The sequence below is a fragment of the Paenibacillus sp. NN59 genome, from assembly GCF_057597225.1.
The window spans coordinates 5,034,399-5,054,260 of sequence record NZ_CP199678.1 but is presented as its reverse complement, the minus strand read 5'-3'; the positions used below and the strand labels follow the sequence as shown (position 1 = coordinate 5,054,260).

The window sequence follows — 19,862 nt, the reverse complement described above, 5'->3', positions numbered from 1 at the left end:
TAAAAAGGAGTTGACGGATGATGTTTAATTATGTTCCGACCTATTATTATCCAACTTTTCGGAAAACGGATTCTTTGCAGTGCACAACAGCTAGCGTAGATTTGAACAGGAAACTCAGATCACTATGGGAACAGCATGTGTTCTGGACGAGATTAACCGTGAATAGTATCGTTGATGGAGTTGGTGACGTCCAACCTACAACCGCAAGACTGTTAAGAAATCCAAGTGATTTTGCTCAGGTACTTGCACCGATCTATGGGACTGCTATTGCCGGTCAATTTGAAAAACTGCTTAGAGAACATTTAACGATTGCCGCAGAACTTGTTACTGACTTGAAGTCAGGCAATAGTACAGCAGCAGCAGATGCCCAGAAACGTTGGTATGCCAATGCTGATGAAATTGCTACTTTTTTGGCGCAAATTAATCCATATTGGTCAAAAGTGGAATGGCAAAGGATGATGTATGAGCATTTACGTCTTCTTACGGAAGAGGTCGGCAGTCGCATTGCGAAAGATTACGTAAGGAATGTTGAATTAAGTGATTCTATTGAGCCACAGGCTTTGGGGATGGCTGATATGATGACAAGTGGAATTGTCCAACAATTTCCTTCCGTATTTCAATATTAACAAGACACATAGAACGTATAGGATCATCACCAATTCTGCGTGTGACTCATAACATTCATGAATGAAAATAGGTTACTTTAGTTGAAAAAAAGTGGTAGAATATAATATGCGCTCACGAAAGAATAGCGGCAATTAAATCTAAAGATGCGCTACATTTAGGAAGAAATTAAGGAATGAAGTTGATCATCTAGAAGATAACATAGAAGCCCCCATAATGGGGGCTTTAGCCATGCCAACAGAGATCAAAGCCTGCCTTTACAAGTGTTAAGATCATAAAAACGAAATCCAATAACTAACGGGGTGATATCGATGAATCGTATATATTTAGATCACGCCGCATCGACACCTATGCATCCACGCGTCGCAGAAGCGATGATGAATGTGATGACAGGGCAATATGGTAATCCATCCAGCATTCATGCCTTTGGACGTGAAGCCAAACGCACGGTCAGTGGAGCGAGAGACAGTATCGCGGCATCTTTGGGATGTAAACCGGACGAGCTTGTATTTACAGGTGGCGGGACAGAGAGCGACAATCTGGCGATTTTTGGGGCGGTTGCTGCCAGAGCAGATCAAGGCAAACATGTGATTACGACGGAGATTGAACATCATGCTGTACTGCACTCATGTCAAGAACTTGAGCGGCAGGGATACGATGTGACCTATCTGTCTGTGGACGAGTCTGGGCGCATCAAGCTGGAGGAACTGCGTGAAGCCATCAGACCTGACACCGTGCTGATCACAATGATGTATGCCAACAACGAAGTAGGCACGATTCAGCCGATTCGTGAGGTTGGTGAACTCGCGCGTCAGTATGATATTTTATTTCATACAGATGCGGTTCAAGCACTGGGCAGCCAGCCGATTTCCTGTAGAGACTTGCCTGTAGATCTGATTAGCTTCTCTGCGCACAAGATTAACGGACCGCAGGGTGTGGGTGCGCTGTATGTTAGACGTGGTGTAACATTGGAAGCCAGATCACATGGTGGCTTACAGGAACGACAACGTCGTGCAGGTACAGAGAACATTGCGGGGATTGCAGGTTTTTCAGAGGCGTTAAAGATCATTACCGAGAATGCAGAGGAGCACCTGCAGCATGCACTGGAATTAAAAAAAACATTGCTTGATCAGCTTGCCATTCATGTAGGGACAGAACATTTTCATGTCAACGGACATCATGATTATACGCTTCCCAATATTCTCAATATCAGCTTCCCAGAGGTATCTACTGAAACGATGCTGATGAATCTGGATATGGAGGGCATCGCTGTAGCAAGTGGTTCAGCTTGTACTTCTGGTTCCCTGGAAGTATCCCACGTACTCAAAGCGATGAACTTGCCAGAAGCATTTTTACAGTCTGCGATTCGATTTAGCTGGGGGTTGGGTAATACTACAAAAGAAATCATCACAACCGCCGAAAAAATTGGAACCATTCTTCAACGGCTACGTAATAAACCTTAAGGGGTTCTTTACACATGGAACAGAAGGAGGGAAGGAGTTCCATTTTCATCGGTTGAATAGTAGCGGTTTGATGATCGGCGTCTGATTGCCACTCATCAACTTTGGGCATACCTAGCAATAGCGCCGCGCCTATACAATGTGAAGAAGATGAGGGGGACCCAGCGATGAAGCTTCAGGAAATGATCGGACTTGCCGTTTTTGATGTTGAGGACGGGAAGCAGGTCGGTAAAATCCAGGATTTCATTGTGAATGATGATTGGGAGATTGAAGGCATTGAACTTGAGAATAAGGGCCTGTTTACCAATCATGTCAAAATGGTGCAATGGGAAGATATCGTTGCCTATGGCGAAGATGCCGTCATGATCCGTAATCAACAGGCTGTCCGCAAGACGGGGGCCGACGACATAAAATACACATACCTCCTTGGTCGTTCTAAATTGAAGGAGATGTCCGTGCTCACCGAAGAAGGTTTGCTGCTTGGACGTGTCTCTGATGTTTATTTTGACCAAGAGTTGGGAAATACAATAATAGGGATTGAAATTACGGACGGTTTTGTGTCCGATCTGATCGAGGGCCGTAAATGGCTGCCATGTACAAGTGATATGTCAATCGGAGAAAGTGCCATTATGGTACCGCCACTGAGTGAACAGCGCTTGGAAAATGCCATTCATTCTGTTAATGGATAGGTGAATGAATATGAAATGTCCAAATTGTAGTTCGAAAGATATCGGAAAAATTGGCTCCCATCAGTTTTATTGCTGGGGATGCTTTATTGAGTTAACGGTAAACGGTGAGAAAATGTCTGTGTATCAGGTGGAAGAGGACGGCACTTTAAGCTCTCTGGATGATTTGTTCTTCGGAGAAGAGTTGCCACAAGACTTCCCACATATTCACGCTTCTTCTTAATACGCGGTTTAACTTCCTCTATATGCGGTTTCATGACAATACATGTCATTTAATGATGTCGCAATCTGGCGACAGATGGATATAGATGTAGTTACATAGTGGTCAGGAAGCATATGGTTGATTATATGAGGCAATGATTCATAAAATTCGCTTTCCTCTTTTTTAGAGGAGAGCGTTTTTTTTGTTATGCAATGATGAACACAGAACATATTCTTATTCCCTTCCTCTTCTCATTTACCACATCTGCACGGAGTTAATAAAAATTCCCTCTCCTACATATACTGACTTTCAGAGCCAGTCCATATACTGAACTGTAGAGGCAGTCCAAAGGGGAGAATCGAAGTGGAGCAACTAACCAAAAATAAAATGTTTCGTTACGCGATCTGGCTCTTGCTCGGATTAATCATTCTATATTTTATCTGGCTGTTACGGCCGTTATTATTACATATCTATGGATTTTTGAAAACGGTACTGGCCCCATTCATCGTTGCACTGATCATATCTTATGTGCTTAATCCGATTGTGAGCATGCTTGGTGGACGCAAAGTTCCGCGTTCCATTGCGGTTCTGTTAATCTATGCTTTTTTTCTGACCTGCATTGGAGTCATCTTAATGAATGTCATCCCTGTGCTGATTGAACAGCTGGAAGAGTTAAATGAACATATGCCGGAATTGTCCATGCGGGCGCAAAACCTGATGAACAATATGGATCACAAATTAATGCCGCCAAGCATACGCACAGGCATGAACAGTTGGTTTTTTCAGATGGAAGACCGACTTACGCAAGGAATCACCGTGCTAATGGACAATATCGGAGCGACGATTAATGTGCTGTTTAACGTATTTATTGTGCCGTTTCTGATTTTTTATATGTTAAAAGATTTTGATGTATTTGAACGCACAGTAGTGGCTTATCTGCCTCGTTCTCGCCGTAAAGCCATTGTTTCCGTGATGAAAGAGATCGACACCGCACTCGGCAATTATATCCGGGGACAATTTATCGTCTGTGTGATTGTGGGGATCTTTGCCTATATCGGATATATCGTGATCGATATGCCTTATGCTCTGCTTCTGGCAAGTATTGTGGCGGTATTCAACATCGTGCCGTATCTGGGTCCTTTTCTGGGGGCGGCACCTGCAGTGGTGATGGCTTCAACGGTTTCTTTCAAAATGGTACTACTGGTCATCGCGGTGAACACACTCTGCCAAGTGCTAGAGAGCAATGTAGTTTCCCCGCAGGTGGTTGGACGAACGCTACACTTGCATCCACTCTCCATTATCTTTGCGCTTCTGGTCGGTGGAGAATTGGCGGGGATCGTCGGTCTGATTTTGGCAGTACCGGTCTTTGCCGTGTTGAAGGTTATCGTGCAACACTTCTTCGCCTATTACATCAAGCGGAGAACCGAGTGATCAAATGGCCGAGTGAGACAGGAAATCATCTGGAATCGCCTCAGAAGGCGCGTTGACACTGGGTAACTCTATCGATATAATGAGGGTGTATGTTTACTAAATTAAAATCGATGATGAAATGAAGTATGCCGAGGGTTCCTTTCCTCAGAGAATAGACTTCTTCGAATTCAGACATGTTCTGAGTTCGCTGGCTGGGAGAGTCTTGAAAGTTGAAGCGGCAGAAAGCTGATTTCGGAGTGCAGGACAACCCTGCCGGGCGCGACCGTTACTCGCATGAACGAGGCGATTGTTCGTTTTATCCTTCCAATGACGGGAGATGAACCCTTTTCAATGACGGGAGTTGAATCCTTTCAATAAGGGAAGAAGAACAATAACCAGGGTGGTACCGCGATAACATCGTCCCTGATCATTCAGGGGCGTTTTTTGTGTTTATTTTTACAGATGTGTTACCTGGAAAACGTACAAACAATCTGTTAACCAACCGGGGCGATCTCGCTGCGGAACTTATAATTTGATGGGGGCAACCAGTATGAAAGCCAGTGAAATCCGATCCAAATGGATCCAGTTTTTTGCAAGTAAAGGTCACAAAATTGAACCAAGCGCGTCGCTTGTACCACACAACGATCCTTCCCTGTTGTGGATTAACGCAGGTATGGCACCGCTGAAACCTTACTTTGACGGACGGGAGAAGCCGGAGAACCCACGTCTTGCAAACTCACAAAAATGTATCCGTACCAACGATATCGAGAATGTCGGCAAAACGCGTCGTCACCATACGTTCTTTGAAATGCTCGGTAACTTCTCCATCGGTGATTACTTCAAGGAAGAAACAGTGACTTGGGCTTGGGAGTTCTTAACGAGCAAAGAGTGGATCGGATTCGATCCGGAACGTTTGTCTGTTACCGTATACCCGGAAGATGAAGAAGCCTTCAAGCTGTGGAATGAAAAAATCGGATTGCCAGCTGAACGCATCATCAAGTTAGACGAAAACTTCTGGGATATCGGCGAAGGCCCATGTGGACCTTGTACTGAAATCTTCTATGACCGTGGGGAAGCTTACGGTAACGATATGAACGATCCTGAAATGTACCCAGGTGGAGAGAACGAGCGTTATCTGGAAGTGTGGAACCTTGTATTCTCGCAATTTAACCATAACAAAGACGGTAGCTATACACCGCTACCGAACAAAAATATTGATACAGGTGCGGGTCTGGAGCGTTTTGCTTCCATTCTGCAAAATGTAGATTCCAACTTTGACACCGATCTGTTCCAACCGATGATTCAGAAAACGGCTGCACTGGCAGGCGTTAAATATAATGATAGCGTTGAGATTGATGTTGCGCTCAAAGTCATTGCCGATCATATCCGTACCGTGGCATTTGCTGTAGGTGATGGCGTATTGCCAAGCAATGAAGGCCGCGGATATGTCATTCGCCGTTTGCTGCGTCGTGCTGTTCGTTACGGTAAAGTATTGGGCCTGGATCGTCCGTTCCTGTATGAGCTGACAACGACTGTTGGTGAAGTGATGGGCATGTACTATCCTGAAGTGGTAGAGAAGCAAGAATTTATTGCCAAAGTGATCAAAACCGAGGAAGAACGTTTCCACGAAACGTTGTCAGACGGACTTTCCATTCTGGCAGATATCAGTGCTGCAGCCAAAGCCGAAGGACGTACAGTGATTAGCGGACCAGAAGCATTCAAACTATACGATACGTACGGATTCCCGTTTGACCTGACTGAGGATTATGCGTCTGAACATGGTCTGACCGTAGATCGTGAGGGCTTCGATGCATCCATGCAAGAGCAACGTGATCGTGCGCGTGCAGGGCGTCAAGAGAACGAAAGCATGAAGATTCAAGGTGGACCGCTGGCTGACCTGGAGGTTAAAAGCGAGTTTGTTGGATATACTGACCTTTTGACGGAAGCAAAAGTGGTAGCTATTGTTACCGGAGATGTTCTTGCAGACTCTGTAGGAGAAGGACAGACTGCTCAGGTTATTCTGGATCAAACTCCATTTTATGCAGAAAGTGGCGGTCAAGTCAGTGACCAAGGCCTGCTTCGCAGTGGAAGTGCTGTAGCAAAGGTTCAAGGTCTGTTCAAAGCTCCGCAAGGGCAGCATGTGCATGTGGTGACGATTGAGTCCGGTGAGCTTCGTGTGGGTGATGTTATTCAAGCAGAAGTGGATGCAACCAAACGCGGCGATATCATTAAAAACCATACGGCAACACACTTGCTCCACAAAGCATTAAAAGATGTGCTCGGCACGCATGTTAATCAGGCTGGTTCCTTGGTGGAACCACAGCGTCTACGTTTTGACTTCTCTCACTTCGGCAGTATTACACCGGAAGAGTTGACAGAGATTGAACGTCAAGTGAATGAACAGATCTGGAATCGTCTGAACGTAAACATTGAGCTGAAAGGCATCGATGAAGCGAAGGAAATGGGAGCTATGGCTCTTTTCGGCGAAAAATATGGAGATATTGTGCGCGTCGTGCAAATTGGAGATTACAGTTTGGAACTTTGTGGCGGCTGTCACGTAAATAATACTTCAGAGATTGGAATTTTCAAACTGGTCAGCGAAAGTGGAATCGGCTCCGGTGTACGCCGGATTGAAGCTGTGACAGGCCGTGGTGCATATTTGTATGTGGAAAGCCAGTTGGAACTGCTCAAACAGTCCGCAAACCTTCTTAAGGCGAATGTAGCGGATGTGCCAAAGCGGATTGAAGGTCTGAATCAACAACTGAAAGAAGCTGCGAGAGAGACTGAATCGCTGCAAAGCAAACTCAGCGCGATGGAAGCAGGCCAGTTGACGGATCAAGTGGTACAAGCAGGTAATACCCAATTGCTGGCCGCTCGTGTAGATGCACCGAATATGGATGCACTTCGTACCGTCGCGGATGAGCTGAAAGTAAAACTGCCAGATGCCGTTCTTGTACTCGGTGCGCCGGCGGATGGCAAAGTGAATTTTGTAGTCGCAGTACCTGCTGAGCAGGTGAAACAAGGTCTGCATGCCGGTAAGATTGTGAAGGAAGTTGCTGCAGTATGCGGCGGCGGCGGCGGTGGACGTCCGGATATGGCTCAGGCCGGAGGCAAGGACGCAAGTAAGCTGGATGAAGCATTGAAATTGGCGATTTCCATCGTCAGCCAGTAAAGGACAAGCAAAAAACACAATTGCCTTATCCTTTGTGTACTTGTGGCAGTCAGAATATGTTATTATATAAACAGAAATCAATTCGGCAGGACATGGTCCCCATGTTCATGCAGGAGCGAGGTGTCATCAATGGACTCCATGGATAAGACGGTTAAATTTAATGTGAAAGGTGACGAACAGGAGGCATCTTCACAAGAGATTCTTCTCACGGTATATGACGCGCTGGTCGATAAAGAGTATAATCCCATTAACCAGATCGTTGGATATCTGATATCCGGCGACCCCGCGTATATTCCGCGTCACAACAACGCACGCAGTCTGGTCCGGAAAAAGGAGCGCGACGAGCTGATTGAAGAGCTTGTTCGTTCTTACCTGGCCAATCACCGGTAATATACGCCACTTCCGTTTGTCTGCAGCCTTGTAGGCAAACGGATAATGAACCGACAGAAGACAGACTGAAGTCTGCACAGACGAATGCATATCGTTCTGAACAGGCTCAGGATGGGAGAGCATGATGAAAAAATTAGGTTTGGACTATGGGGACCGCAGAATCGGAGTTGCTGTCAGTGACGCCTTCGGTTGGACTGCCCAGGGATTGGAAGTGCTTGAACGCCGCCGGGATGAAGGTGAGTTCACACGGATTGCTGAGTTGGTGCGTGAGCACGAGATCAGTGAAATCGTGGTTGGACTTCCCAAAAACATGAACGGCACCGTAGGACCGCGCGGTGAAATATGTATTGCTTTTGCCGAACGTCTGCGTGGCGAACTGAATTTACCTGTTCACCTTTGGGATGAACGGCTGACAACGATGGCAGCAGAACGTACGCTGATTGAAGCGGATGTCAGTCGCAAAAAACGCAAACAGGTCGTGGACAAAATGGCCGCTAGCCTGATTTTGCAAAATTATTTGGATGCCAATAGTACAAGGTGAGGGGGATCAACAATGGCTGAAGATCAACTGGGTATGGAAGAAGAAGCTGAGATCATTTACATTGCAGATGATGAGGGTAACGAAGAGGAATTCGAAGTCATCATGAAATTCGAAGTGGACGGTTCGGAGGCCAAGTATATGATGGTTGCTCCGGTTGAACCTGAAGATGGCGAGACGGATGTGTATGCATTCCGTTATGAAGAAGACGGCGATGATATCAAACTTTTTGTGATCCAAGATGATGCCGAGTGGGATATCGTCGAGGAGACCTTTAATACATTTCTTGCTGAAGATGAAGAGGAAGCGAACTAAATGACGGAATATAATCGCAAGGACCTGAAATGGACAGATTCGCTGCGTCTGGCATTCGGTGCTCATGTGGAGCTCGAGGAAGAGAACGGTAAATCACATCCGTATGAACTGCTCGCTGAGTTTGAGGTACATGGGCAGCAATACGCGGTGCTCCGCAGTTCATTGCGTCCGTATGACGAGGTTGAACTGCTACGGGTTGTTCCGGGCAGCGAAGACCAGATCATGCCGGAGTTAGTTACGATTGATGATGACGATGAGTGGGAGAGCATTTCAGAGCTATATGATGAATGTACACTCCCGATTGACGAAGATTAATCAGCTTCAAATTGAAAAAACCGGAAGGGCGGAGAAGTCCGCTCTTTTTGGTTGTGTAAAGGAGTTGTGTCTCTGTTGAAAGGCAAAGTCATAGGTATTCTGCTTCTAATACTATTAATTCTGGCCGGAGGAGCTGGTGGGTATGTATGGAGCATGATGCGTCCGGTACAAGCTTCTTCCGAGCCTGTTGTATTTGAAATCAAGAGCGGATCGGGCATTTCCAAAATTGCGGACCAACTGCAGCAAGAAGGATTGATTCGAAACAGTCTCGTTTTCAAAGGTTATTTAAAGTGGAATAAGCTGGGTAGTAATTTTATGGCTGGAAAATACGCCATGAATCCAGGTGTAACATACGATGAGATTATTCATAAACTGAGTAGCGGCGAGGTTGTACCCGAAGAAATGGTGAAGTTTACGATCCCGGAAGGGTATACCGTCTTGCAGACGGCAGGTAAGCTCGCTTACGAACATGTTGTTGATCGGGATGAATTCATCAAGCTGGCCAACGATCCCTCGGCCTTTGATGTGGATATCATCAAGGGAATTCCTGTGGATGAAGAACTTCGCTACGCATTGGAAGGTTATCTTTTCCCGGAAACGTACGAGTTGAAAAAGGGAAGTTCCACCCACGATGTTATGCAGAGAATGCTGGAAGAATTCGAGACTAAAATCAATTCCATACCGGATCTGGAAGCGAAGCTTCAGGAAAAGAAACTCTCCTTGCATGAATTGCTGACGATTGCGTCACTTGTGGAGAAGGAAGTTGTGGTGGATAAGGAACGTGCTCTGGTTGCAGGTGTAATCTACAATCGGATTAATAAGGATATGAAGTTGGAAATTGATGCAACTGTGCAGTATTTGCTCGATAGACCGAAGGAGCGACTGTTTTTCAAAGACCTGAAGGTACAGAGTCCGTACAATACTTACTTAAACAAGGGTCTACCACCTGGCCCGATTGCCAGTCCGAGTCTTGCTTCCATCAAGGCAGCGTTGAATCCGGAAGCTTCGGAATATTTGTTTTATGTGACGAAAAAGGATGGAACTTCAGGGCATCTGTTTGCCAAGACATACAAGGAACATCAGCAAAATATAGCCAAAAGTAAGGCTGCGCAATAAGCGGAGGGGATTAGATGAGTACTAAACATGAACTGCTCGTGACAGCAGCAAATGTAACAGAAGCAAGAGCATTGCTTCAAGCCGGAGCTGACGCTTTATTAATTGGAGATGATCGCTTTGGCATGCGTCTGCCAGGTAACTTTAGCCTGGAAGAAACTGCAGAAGTGGTGGCTATGGCTACCAAACACGAAGCTCGGGTTATTGTTTCTATGAACAACCTGATGTCGAATGAATTATTAAAAGAATTGCCTGACTATGTGCAAGCGTTAGGCCGAATTGGCGTGCACGCGGTCGAGTTCAATGATCCATCTGTACTGGCTGCGATCAAGGAACATGCACCGCATATTCATTTGCATTGGAACGCAGAGATGACGTCTACAAACTATGCAACGGCCAATTACTGGGGAACCAAGGGGGCCAGCCGCGTTGTCCTTGCCCGTGAGTTGAACATGGACGAAATCACGGAGATGGTTCCATTTTTAAAAGTGGAGGCGCAGGTGCAGGTTCATGGCATGACCAATATTTATCACTCCAAGCGCAGCCTGGTTCAGAGTTACATGGCTCATCAAGGACGTCCAGTGGAAGGGCATCTCGGCAAGGAACGCGGATTGTTCCTGATTGAAGCCGAGCGACGGGATGAGAAGTTTCCGATCTATGAGGACATCAATGGAACGCATATTATGAGTTCAGAGGACATCTGCATTCTGGAAGATCTTCATCTGATGATGGAAGCAGGTGTGCACAGTTTCAAGGTAGAGGGGATTTTGAAATCTCTTGCTTACAATGAAGCGGTTGTTCGTGCTTACCGTAAAGCGATAGATCTTTATGAGGCAGACGCAGAGGCTTATGCATACGACGAAGAATGGTTACGTGAGGTCCGTGAGCTGCAAGACCCTGAGCGGGAATTGTCATTTGGATTTTTCTATAAAGAACAAGTGTATTAATAGACGAGGTGAACAAGATGGAAACAGTGGCGGTCAAACGGAAGTTTTCCGGTAAACGTAACCGTCTGGATAAACCGGAGCTCTTGGCTCCGGCGGGAAATCTGGAAAAATTAAAATTTGCGATTCACTATGGGGCTGACGCCGTATATATTGGCGGACAGGCTTATGGGCTGCGCTCGAACGCCGATAACTTCAGTTTTGAAGAAATGCGTGAAGGTGTAGAATTTGCGAAAAAGTATGGAGCCAAAGTGTTCGTAGCCACAAATATCTATGCCCATAACGAAGATGTGGCTGGCATTGAAGCATATTTGCAGAACCTGTATGATGCAGGTATTTCTGCAGTTATTGTTGCCGATCCGGCCATCATTGAAGTAGCTTTGCGTGCTGTACCGGGTCTGGAAGTTCACCTGAGTACACAGCAGTCTACATTGAACTGGCAAGCCGTGAAGTTTTGGAAGGACGAGGGTCTGCCGCGGGTTGTGCTTGGGCGTGAGACAAGCTTTGAAGAGATTGAAGAGATCAAGGCAAATGTGGATATCGAGATTGAAGCCTTCATTCACGGAGCGATGTGTTCTTCCTATTCGGGCCGTTGTGTATTGTCTAACCACTTTACAGACCGAGACTCCAACCGTGGGGGCTGCTGTCAGTCTTGCCGCTGGAAATATGATCTGTTCGAGGATGTCAGAGAAGATACGGTTTGGGTAAGCGAAGAGGAGATGCAGATGAAGGCTCCTGCACCATTTAAACTGGGAGATAATCAGTTGCCTCTGTTCCAGGAACAGGATAATTCCTTCTCCATGGGCTCCAAAGATCTGTGCATGATCGGTCATATCCCGGAATTGATTGATGTCGGTGTGGACAGCTTCAAAATCGAAGGACGGATGAAATCGATCCACTACGTAGCGACTGTCGTCAACGTATACCGTCAGGCGATTGATTCATACATGGCTGATCCTGAAAATTATGTGCTGAAACCGGAGTGGGTGGAAGAAATGAATAAAGCGGCGAACCGTCCGCTGAATACCGGTTTCTTCTACGACACCCCTGATCATGAAGATCATATCTATGAGCCGGAAGAGAAAGCAGTGCCTTACGACTTTGCTGGTCTGGTTATGGGTTATGATGAAGAAACAGGCATGGCGACCATTCAGCAGCGGAATCACTTTAAGCCGGGAAATGAAATCGAGTTCTTCGGCCCCAATGGTACTTTTTTCAAACAAGTGGTAGGAGAAATTCAGGATGAACAAGGCAATGTTCTGGATGCTGCCAGACATCCGTTGCAACTGGTGAAAATGAAAGTAGATCAGCCAGTTTCTTATTTTGATATGATGCGGAAAAAGAAGTAGGCTTATATTCCTAGTTTGAAACAAAATAATGTTAACGAATCGCAAATTTGTGTTATAAATTACAGGAATGGACCTCCGTATATCGGTATATGGGGGTCTTTTTTTTATAGAAAAATAGGAAAAAAGTTGTAATATATTTCTGAGGGATTGGAGGGAAAGCAGGAAAGCTGTCGAATACTACATATTTATAGGGGAGAGATTGAAAAATCTAACAAGAAAATTACTGGCAGGTGATTGGGATGGTACAAAAGAAGGATAAAGACAGTGGGGAACACAGCACACAACCCGAGCAGGCTAAGCCTGATAAGACACAGAATGTAAAGAAAGTTAAACCGGTCAAAATCAAAAAAGAAGGGATACATAAGAAAACTTTTAAAATTGATCGTAGTAAGATCCGATTTGATTGGATCAAAGTGGATTGGTTGAAGAAACAACTGAAGAATCGTGATTGGAAAGGGCTTGGAGGCAATTCATTCAAACAGATTAGAAAAGTGAATCCGGTCAAATCTGTAGGGGTTAAACTATTCTTAATCTTTTTTGCAGCCATTATGATTGTTGTTATTAGTTTGGGTCTATTATCCTATTCCAAGGCTAAAAATACGATCGAGGCTAATGCATCCAGAGCCAATCAGGAGACGATTGATCAAACCAAGCAGAAGCTGGATATCATTTTGGAGCGTTTTGTGGATACGTCCACACAGATCTTCTTTGATCCAGAGATGCAGTCTTTGCTTCAGAAAATGTCAGATCCGAATCTGACGGCCTATGATACATTCGTCAATTCGAGTTCAATTAATAAACAGTTATCCAATGTAGCTTTTACAAACAAATCCATGGAAGCGATTTATTTGGTGCCAACAGATGAATCTAAATCCGTTATGGGAACTGGGAACAGCAGTTCAACGATGGGAAGCATTCGTCAGGAATCATGGTATAAAGACCTCGTAGCACAGGGAGGTTACCGCTGGCTCCCAACAAAAGAGAAGAATGATGGTACGACTCAGACTTTCCAAATTGCACGTTCGATGAAGAACCTGCAAGGTACAACACAGTCTTACGTACTGATTATTGAGTTGAAGTTGGAAGTGCTGGAGGAGCAACTTAAATCACTGGATCTGGGGGCAGGCTCGGTCATTCAATTGATTGCTCCGGATAATAAAGTCGTTGCTTCGTCCGTCGCGGGGCGTGCAGGAAAAGAGACGGATCTTGCCTTTGTGAAAGATTTGAAAGAGCCTGCAGGAAGTATGAATACCGAATATGATATCGATGGAAAATCGACGAATATGCTGTCCGTATACAGTACGCTCGATTCATCTGCGTGGAAGCTGGTCGGTATGGTTCCCACTTCAATGCTGGTTAAGGATGCAAAAGGCATTTTGACGATGACCTTGTGGATGGCGCTTGCATTTGCAGCTCTTGCTGTGGTAATCGGTGTATGGATGGTTCGTATGATTGCTCGTCCGCTCAGCGGATTGAAGGATCTGATGCAGGAGGGTGCAAAAGGAAATCTGAAAGTACGCACCCCGTATAGTTCCCAAGATGAGATTGGGCAACTATCCGCTGCATTTAATACGATGATGGAACAAATCACGAAGCTGGTCGAGCAGACCAATCGTTCTGCACAGGAAGTATTGGATACAGCTACTGAACTGAGCAATGCTTCGAAGAAAACAGCTGTATCTGCTTCCGAGATTGCTGTAGCTACTGAAGAAATTGCTGGCGGTGCAGGTAGCCTGGCAACGGAAGCGGAACGAGGCAATGAGTTGACGGATAATATCTCCCGTCAGATGGAAAGTGTGATTGCAGCCAATGAAGAGATGGGCAGTTCTGCCCGTCATGTGGAGAAATCCAGTCAAACAGGAACACAGCATCTGAATCAGTTGATGACCAAAACGCAGAAGACCGAAGAAATGATTGGAGCGTTGGTTAACAAAGTTGATTCGTTAAAAGAGAGCACATCCTCTGTATTAAAGGTGCTCGATGTTATGCAAAATATTACGAAGCAGACCAACATTTTGTCTCTGAATGCAACGATTGAAGCAGCGCGTGCTGGTGCAGCTGGCCGTGGCTTTATGGTCGTAGCGGATGAAGTGCGTCAACTCGCTGCACAGTCCAGACAGTCCATTGATATGGTTGGGGAGATTACCGACAAAATCATGTCAGAGATGAACGAAACGGTAAAAGCTCTGTCCGATGCATATCCTTTGTTTAAGGAACAGATGGATGCTGTAAAAGATACGAATGTGATCTTTGCTTCTGTACAGGAGCAGATGGGTGCCTTCGTGCAACGTCTGGGTATGGTTACAGGCTCCATTGGAGAGTTGAGCAAATCTCAAGCAACGTTGTCTGAAGCGATGAGCAATGTCAGCGCTGTTGCTGAAGAGTCCTCGGCAACTTCAGAGGAAGTAGCTTCCTTGAGCAGTGAACAGCAAAACATCAGTAATCAACTCGTCAGCCTCTCTGGCAAGCTGGAGAATGTATCAACTGAACTGAAAGAAACACTCTCACGTTTTACGGTGTAATCAGCAGACACAACATGCTACAAATTACAAACGAACCTGCCTTTTCGAGGCAGGTTTTCTTTTGTTTTCCGGATAATTCCAGACAGGGCAGCGCATAATACACGAAAAAGGTGAGGGTGGAACAGGTGTGCAGTTGCAACTGGTGTGGAAACGTCGTATAGCCATAATAAGCGCCGGACTTACTATTCTCTTCGCAGTGTTGGTACTGAGACTGGGCTGGATTCAAATGGTTCAAGTGAACCGAATCATGCCAGGGTTTCAGCGAACCGTGCGGGAGATGTCGGTGCTGCAACGTGAACAGGGTGTGATGCTGGATTCTGGCCGTGGGCAGTTTACGGATGTCCACGGGCGTCCATTAACAGGAAAGTTGCAATGGGGGCTTGTGCTTTATCCATCCAATGGGAAAGTTAAGCATGATCTTAAGCTCAAACAACTTGCCTCCTTCCTTCATACAGATGTGAATCAGCTAAATAGGGAATGGCATAAAGCGAGAACGCCACATCTTTGGACTGGAGGCGGAGGCGGCTCAGAGCCTATTTTATTAACGGATGCTCAAGTTGTAAATGTACGGGACCTGCACCTCCAAGGAGCTGATGTGTATCCTGTTATGACGAGGTATTTCCCGAAGGCCAGTGGAAGCCAGTGGCTGGGCTATTTGAACGAACAGCCCAAAGATCATGGGAGATTTCACAGACATCAAGATGAAGTAAAACAGCCTTTTGCCATGAAATCGGGAGCAGCTGGACTGGAAAGGACGCTGGAACCGTTGCTAAGAGGTGTGGGACCTACGTTAATAACTCGTATGGTAACAGGGAATGGGCAGGTCATTCCTGAGATGGGACCGCGCGTGATCGCACCTACGAATTCGCACTATCCATTAGTGGTGGAGACCACTGTTGATGCACGTATACAGCAAGGCATCGAAGAATTAACAGAAGCCTCCGGGTTACAGGAAGGCGCTATAGTGGTTCTTGATACTGCAAATGCAGATGTACGCGCAATGGTATCACGTCCCTTTTATCAACCGCAGCATGTCAATCCACAGCACTCCTCCTGGGGGAATAGAGCGATACAAGCGGCTGTACCAGGCTCTATTTTTAAAATCGTAACGGCTGCAGCAGCTCTGGAAAATCAGGTTGTTTCTCGTGGTGAGAAGTTCCACTGCGAAGGGGATTATGGAAAATATGGACTATCCTGCTGGAAAGAGCATGGACATGGTGAATTGAATTTGGAAAAGGGATTCGCGGAGTCATGTAACATTGTGTTTGCTGAGACTGCACGTAGACTGCACATGGAGCAATTGGAACAAACCGCTAATCGTCTGGGGCTTGCACGTTCTGTCGGCTGGCAGGCACAACATATCGCGGGGATGCCGATATTAAAACATTTTGATCATGAAGAACCGGGGCGTATTCGGACAGAAGCCGTGAAGTCTGCAGACGAAGGAGCCAAAATTCAGACAGCCATTGGACAGCGGGATGTTCTGGTGACTCCGCTACAAGCAGCAAACCTGATCGTGACATTGTTGCATGATGGAAAGGTAAATGCCCCCCGGCTTGTGCAACGAATCCGTTACGCGGATGGAGGTACGATGCTGGACATGCCTTTACATGCATCTCCTTCAGCAGAAGGACAGGTTTCTCCGACCACAGCTCATCTGCTGTTAAGCTGGATGAATACCGTAGTACGAGAGGGAACAGGAAAATCCCTGCAACATGCGAGATGGCATGTTGCAGGGAAGTCAGGGACAGCTCAGGTACAACAAAATGGGAAAGCCAAAAACAATCAATGGTTTATAGGATATGGGCCCGTAGAGAAGCCGAGATACGCGGTTGCTGTGTTGGTACAGAATGTCTCTTCAGAAGCCTCACATCAGGCTACAGCTCTGTTTCGCAAAGTTATGGACTATCTGGCAGAGTGCTCGTGATTGGTTCACAGGAAAAGATCACGAGCATGTCATCTACTGATGTTCTGTTCTCTCTGAAACATCAGGGGCAGGAGAATCAACTACTAATGGTGACGATTCGAATTCGTCAGTGGGCAGATGAATCCATTTCTGCAGATAACCTTGCTGTAGAAGTTCTTTTAACAAGATCAGAAGCACAGGAGATAACACGACACCTGCAAGTCCGAAGACCGACAGGGAAATTAACATAAACGAAAGCATCAAATAAGCAGAGGAAACACCGATGGAATTCCCTGAAATTTTCGGTTCAAGCAGTTGTCTCGTCAGCATGGTCACAGCCAAAACTACAATCAAGCCAATGGCAAGCGTAGTATTGCCCACGATAAACAAATAAACAATCCACGGAATAAATATCACTGGGACTCCGAGTAACGGTACCAGATCAAAAATGGCACAGATCGCTGCGATTGTAAAGGCATTGGAGGTTCCCAGAATCAGCAACCCCGCATATATCAATACAAAAGTAATAAGCATCATGATCAATTGTGCCTTCATATAAGAACGGATCGTTTTGAACACGTGAGTGCGCATAAATTGATTCGCCGTTTTCAGTGTTTTAGGCGTTTTGGCACGAGCAAACTTACGCCAGGATTCAATCTCAATGCTGAGGAAAAATGCGAGAATGATCGCGATCCCAAAGTTTGTAATGAAGGTAGAGAATGAGCTGAGAAAGCCGATGATGAACTGTGCTCCACTAGTGACCCACCGGGATAGTATCCCGGACAGTGTAGCGAAATATTCGTTTAATTTATCCAATATTCCGTCAGGAAGGGCATTGGACTTGTCCTGAATGAGCAAGACCAGATTCGTGAACTCACGCTGGATCATCTCAACATACACCGGGAAATTGAGCTGAAGATCGGAAATTTGTGAAATGATAAAAAAGCCTAGACCGAAAAAGGCAGCTACAATGAGCCCGAGAAACAATAACACTGATATGGCAGTTCCAGCTGTTTTGGGCAATCCTTTTCGGTGGAGGAATTTGGCTAATGGCTCAATCATCCAAAAGACAATAAATGAAAGAAAAACGGGTGCAGCGATATGATACAATTTACTAAAAGCAAACATGATCACATACACGGTTAACACGAGCAGAGCGATATCAAACACGGTGCGCCCGTACTTTTTATAAAGCGGCAACATGGGCATAGACTCCTTTACAGGCAGAAATTAGATTGTATTCATTGTACATGATAGTGGGGATTTGAGGAAACAGCATTTAATAAAAGAACTAACTATGATAAAATTAAAGGTGGTTTATTTTAGAAAGTGCCGTATGGCCGTAAATTAGCAGGAGAAGTGGGGAATCGACATCATGACAACGATGCTTCAGAGTATTTTACTGTGGTTATTGTATCTGTCCTCTTTTTATGCTTTTATTCCAAGTTTGATCAGCAGACTGTTCGGATTTCGTGTGTTCAGAAGGGGGAAAAGTGAGACACACTATGCCCTCACATTTGATGATGGGCCTGACCCTTTGTATACACCCCGGTTGCTTGAACTGTTACGCAAGTACAATGTGAAGGCAACTTTTTTTGTCGTGGGAGAACATGCGGCAAGTCATCCGGAGTTAATCAGACGTATGCATGAGGAAGGACACTTAATCGGAATTCATAATTATATTCACAAAACAAACTGGCTGATGCGTCCACGAACGGTTCGGGATCAGATCGATCGAACAGGTCAGATTATTCAAGAGATTACGGGTGAGAAAACCTGTTATTATCGTCCGCCATGGGGCATTATGAACTTGTTTGATTTTTTTAGTAAAAAAGATCGCAAGATCATTTTGTGGTCCGCCATGTTTGAGGACTGGAAATGTAGCGTAGGTACGGAGCAATTGAAAAAACGTATGTTGAACAAATTAAAGGGCGGAGAGGTTATGTTGCTCCATGATCGCGGCACAACCTTAGGAGCAGATGCACACGCGCCAGAGCAGATGCTTGAGGCGCTGGAGGCCTTATTGCAGGAGGCCGAGAGACGTGGTTTGGAAAGTGTTCGTGTGGACACGTTGATGAATGGTAGCTCAATAACCGAATTGTCGTCAGTGGTTGCACGGCAAGAAGTGGAACCCCGCTTGAAGCTGAAGCTGTGGAAACGTACCGTGGTTGCTTTGTGGTTAGGATGGGAAAAGCTGTTTCATTGGGCATACCATCTGCGAGCCGCGTCATCTAAAGATCCGATGCTCCATTTTCGTTCCCGTGTGTACCACGGTGCACGAGTTGAGATGGAACATGGTTATGTGATGCAGAATGGAGATCCGATTATAGAGCTACATTTTGACAATCAAACATTATTCGAACTTGGTGTTACATCCCGTTCAACGATGCATCTAGCGATTCGTATGATCCGTACGATGGAACAACAACTGCCAGACCTGGCACAGATTGTTGCAGCCGATCCTGAATTACGTTCGGCAAAGGCACTTTATGGCGTGAGCATGATTAACCGTGGTCCTGAGAAATTTGGATTCACTGTGCAAGGGCTGGCACCAGGCCCGTTCAGCTTGGCCTCCAAGTTATATCTGAGGATGTTGCTTAGCGTTATTCATCCGGCAGGGCAAAAGCGCTTGAAACAGCGGACAGATCAATTGGTGCCTAAAATGATTGTGATGCCTGTTGAAGAACTGTTGAAACGTTATGGACAGCAACATCATACGGTCGCTTCAGGTGTAACTAAACAAGCAGAAGACGATTCCTTTGTTATAGAAAATGAGGTTTTAACGGAACAGAATTGATTTCATGGATGAGAACTGAATCTGCTGGTAATGTTGTAACGGATTTATATACGAATTTAATTATTCATTTGAATAGCGCAATTTTTCTGAGAAGAGTGTTTGTACGCAATTTCGATGCA

The 19,862-nt window shown here is 45.6% G+C and carries 17 protein-coding genes; 16 read left to right on the top strand and 1 reads right to left on the bottom strand.

Features of this window, described 5'->3' with window-relative positions; genetic code table 11:
• Nucleotides 1-17: 17 nt before the first annotated feature.
• The 15 genes from ACT89M_RS22010 to ACT89M_RS21940 all read left to right on the top strand — a co-directional run bounded on the left by ACT89M_RS22010 (nt 18) and on the right by ACT89M_RS21940 (nt 16,967).
• Nucleotides 18-626: an acetylglutamate kinase gene (locus tag ACT89M_RS22010; RefSeq protein ID WP_261769209.1), complete on the top strand. Its 609-nt coding sequence runs from the start codon at nt 18-20 to the stop codon at nt 624-626.
• A gap of 309 nt (nt 627-935) precedes the next feature.
• The gene (locus ACT89M_RS22005) at nt 936-2,087 is read left to right on the top strand and encodes a cysteine desulfurase family protein (protein ID WP_154887525.1); all 1,152 of its coding nucleotides are present in this window, start codon (nt 936-938) and stop codon (nt 2,085-2,087) included.
• A 164-nt stretch (nt 2,088-2,251) separates the two neighbouring features.
• Nucleotides 2,252-2,773, top strand: a complete 522-nt coding sequence (locus ACT89M_RS22000) for a PRC-barrel domain-containing protein (RefSeq protein ID WP_090915545.1) — start codon at nt 2,252-2,254, stop codon at nt 2,771-2,773.
• Nucleotides 2,774-2,783: 10 nt separating this feature from the next.
• On the top strand, nt 2,784-2,993 hold the full coding sequence (locus ACT89M_RS21995) for a hypothetical protein (protein WP_090915543.1): 210 nt from the start codon (nt 2,784-2,786) through the stop codon (nt 2,991-2,993).
• Nucleotides 2,994-3,335: 342 nt separating this feature from the next.
• Entirely contained in the window at nt 3,336-4,403 is a 1,068-nt protein-coding gene (locus tag ACT89M_RS21990) for an AI-2E family transporter (RefSeq protein WP_090915541.1), read from the top strand.
• A gap of 529 nt (nt 4,404-4,932) precedes the next feature.
• Complete coding sequence (alaS, locus tag ACT89M_RS21985; protein WP_154887527.1) at nt 4,933-7,554, top strand: alanine--tRNA ligase; 2,622 nt, start codon at nt 4,933-4,935, stop codon at nt 7,552-7,554.
• A gap of 129 nt (nt 7,555-7,683) precedes the next feature.
• The gene (locus ACT89M_RS21980) at nt 7,684-7,944 is read left to right on the top strand and encodes an IreB family regulatory phosphoprotein (RefSeq protein ID WP_090915537.1); all 261 of its coding nucleotides are present in this window, start codon (nt 7,684-7,686) and stop codon (nt 7,942-7,944) included.
• Between the two features lie 124 nt (nt 7,945-8,068).
• Nucleotides 8,069-8,485, top strand: coding sequence for a Holliday junction resolvase RuvX (gene ruvX, locus ACT89M_RS21975; protein WP_186809628.1), 417 nt, complete (start codon nt 8,069-8,071; stop codon nt 8,483-8,485).
• Nucleotides 8,486-8,497: 12 nt separating this feature from the next.
• On the top strand, nt 8,498-8,797 hold the full coding sequence (locus ACT89M_RS21970) for a DUF1292 domain-containing protein (RefSeq protein ID WP_090915532.1): 300 nt from the start codon (nt 8,498-8,500) through the stop codon (nt 8,795-8,797).
• Nucleotides 8,798-9,112, top strand: coding sequence for a DUF1292 domain-containing protein (locus tag ACT89M_RS21965; RefSeq protein WP_090915530.1), 315 nt, complete (start codon nt 8,798-8,800; stop codon nt 9,110-9,112).
• Between the two features lie 75 nt (nt 9,113-9,187).
• Nucleotides 9,188-10,228 carry an endolytic transglycosylase MltG gene (gene mltG / locus ACT89M_RS21960; RefSeq protein ID WP_260510720.1) on the top strand — a complete coding sequence of 347 codons (1,041 nt, stop codon included), beginning with the start codon at nt 9,188-9,190 and terminating at the stop codon, nt 10,226-10,228.
• A gap of 14 nt (nt 10,229-10,242) precedes the next feature.
• Entirely contained in the window at nt 10,243-11,172 is a 930-nt protein-coding gene (locus ACT89M_RS21955; RefSeq protein ID WP_253491790.1) for a peptidase U32 family protein, read from the top strand.
• Between the two features lie 17 nt (nt 11,173-11,189).
• Complete coding sequence (locus tag ACT89M_RS21950) at nt 11,190-12,518, top strand: peptidase U32 family protein (protein ID WP_253491792.1); 1,329 nt, start codon at nt 11,190-11,192, stop codon at nt 12,516-12,518.
• Nucleotides 12,519-12,757: 239 nt separating this feature from the next.
• A complete protein-coding gene (locus tag ACT89M_RS21945; protein WP_253491794.1) occupies nt 12,758-15,040 on the top strand; it encodes a methyl-accepting chemotaxis protein in 2,283 nt (760 codons plus the stop codon).
• A gap of 127 nt (nt 15,041-15,167) precedes the next feature.
• Nucleotides 15,168-16,967, top strand: a complete 1,800-nt coding sequence (locus tag ACT89M_RS21940; protein WP_308723457.1) for a peptidoglycan D,D-transpeptidase FtsI family protein — start codon at nt 15,168-15,170, stop codon at nt 16,965-16,967.
• Nucleotides 16,968-17,000: 33 nt separating this feature from the next.
• Here ACT89M_RS21940 and ACT89M_RS21935 read toward each other — a convergent pair whose 3' ends face one another.
• Complete coding sequence (locus ACT89M_RS21935; protein ID WP_487344829.1) at nt 17,001-18,149, bottom strand: AI-2E family transporter; 1,149 nt, start codon at nt 18,147-18,149, stop codon at nt 17,001-17,003.
• Between the two features lie 172 nt (nt 18,150-18,321).
• On the opposite strand from ACT89M_RS21935, the gene ACT89M_RS21930 reads away from it, so the two are divergent.
• Nucleotides 18,322-19,743, top strand: a complete 1,422-nt coding sequence (locus ACT89M_RS21930) for a polysaccharide deacetylase family protein (RefSeq protein WP_308723459.1) — start codon at nt 18,322-18,324, stop codon at nt 19,741-19,743.
• Nucleotides 19,744-19,862 lie beyond the last annotated feature (119 nt).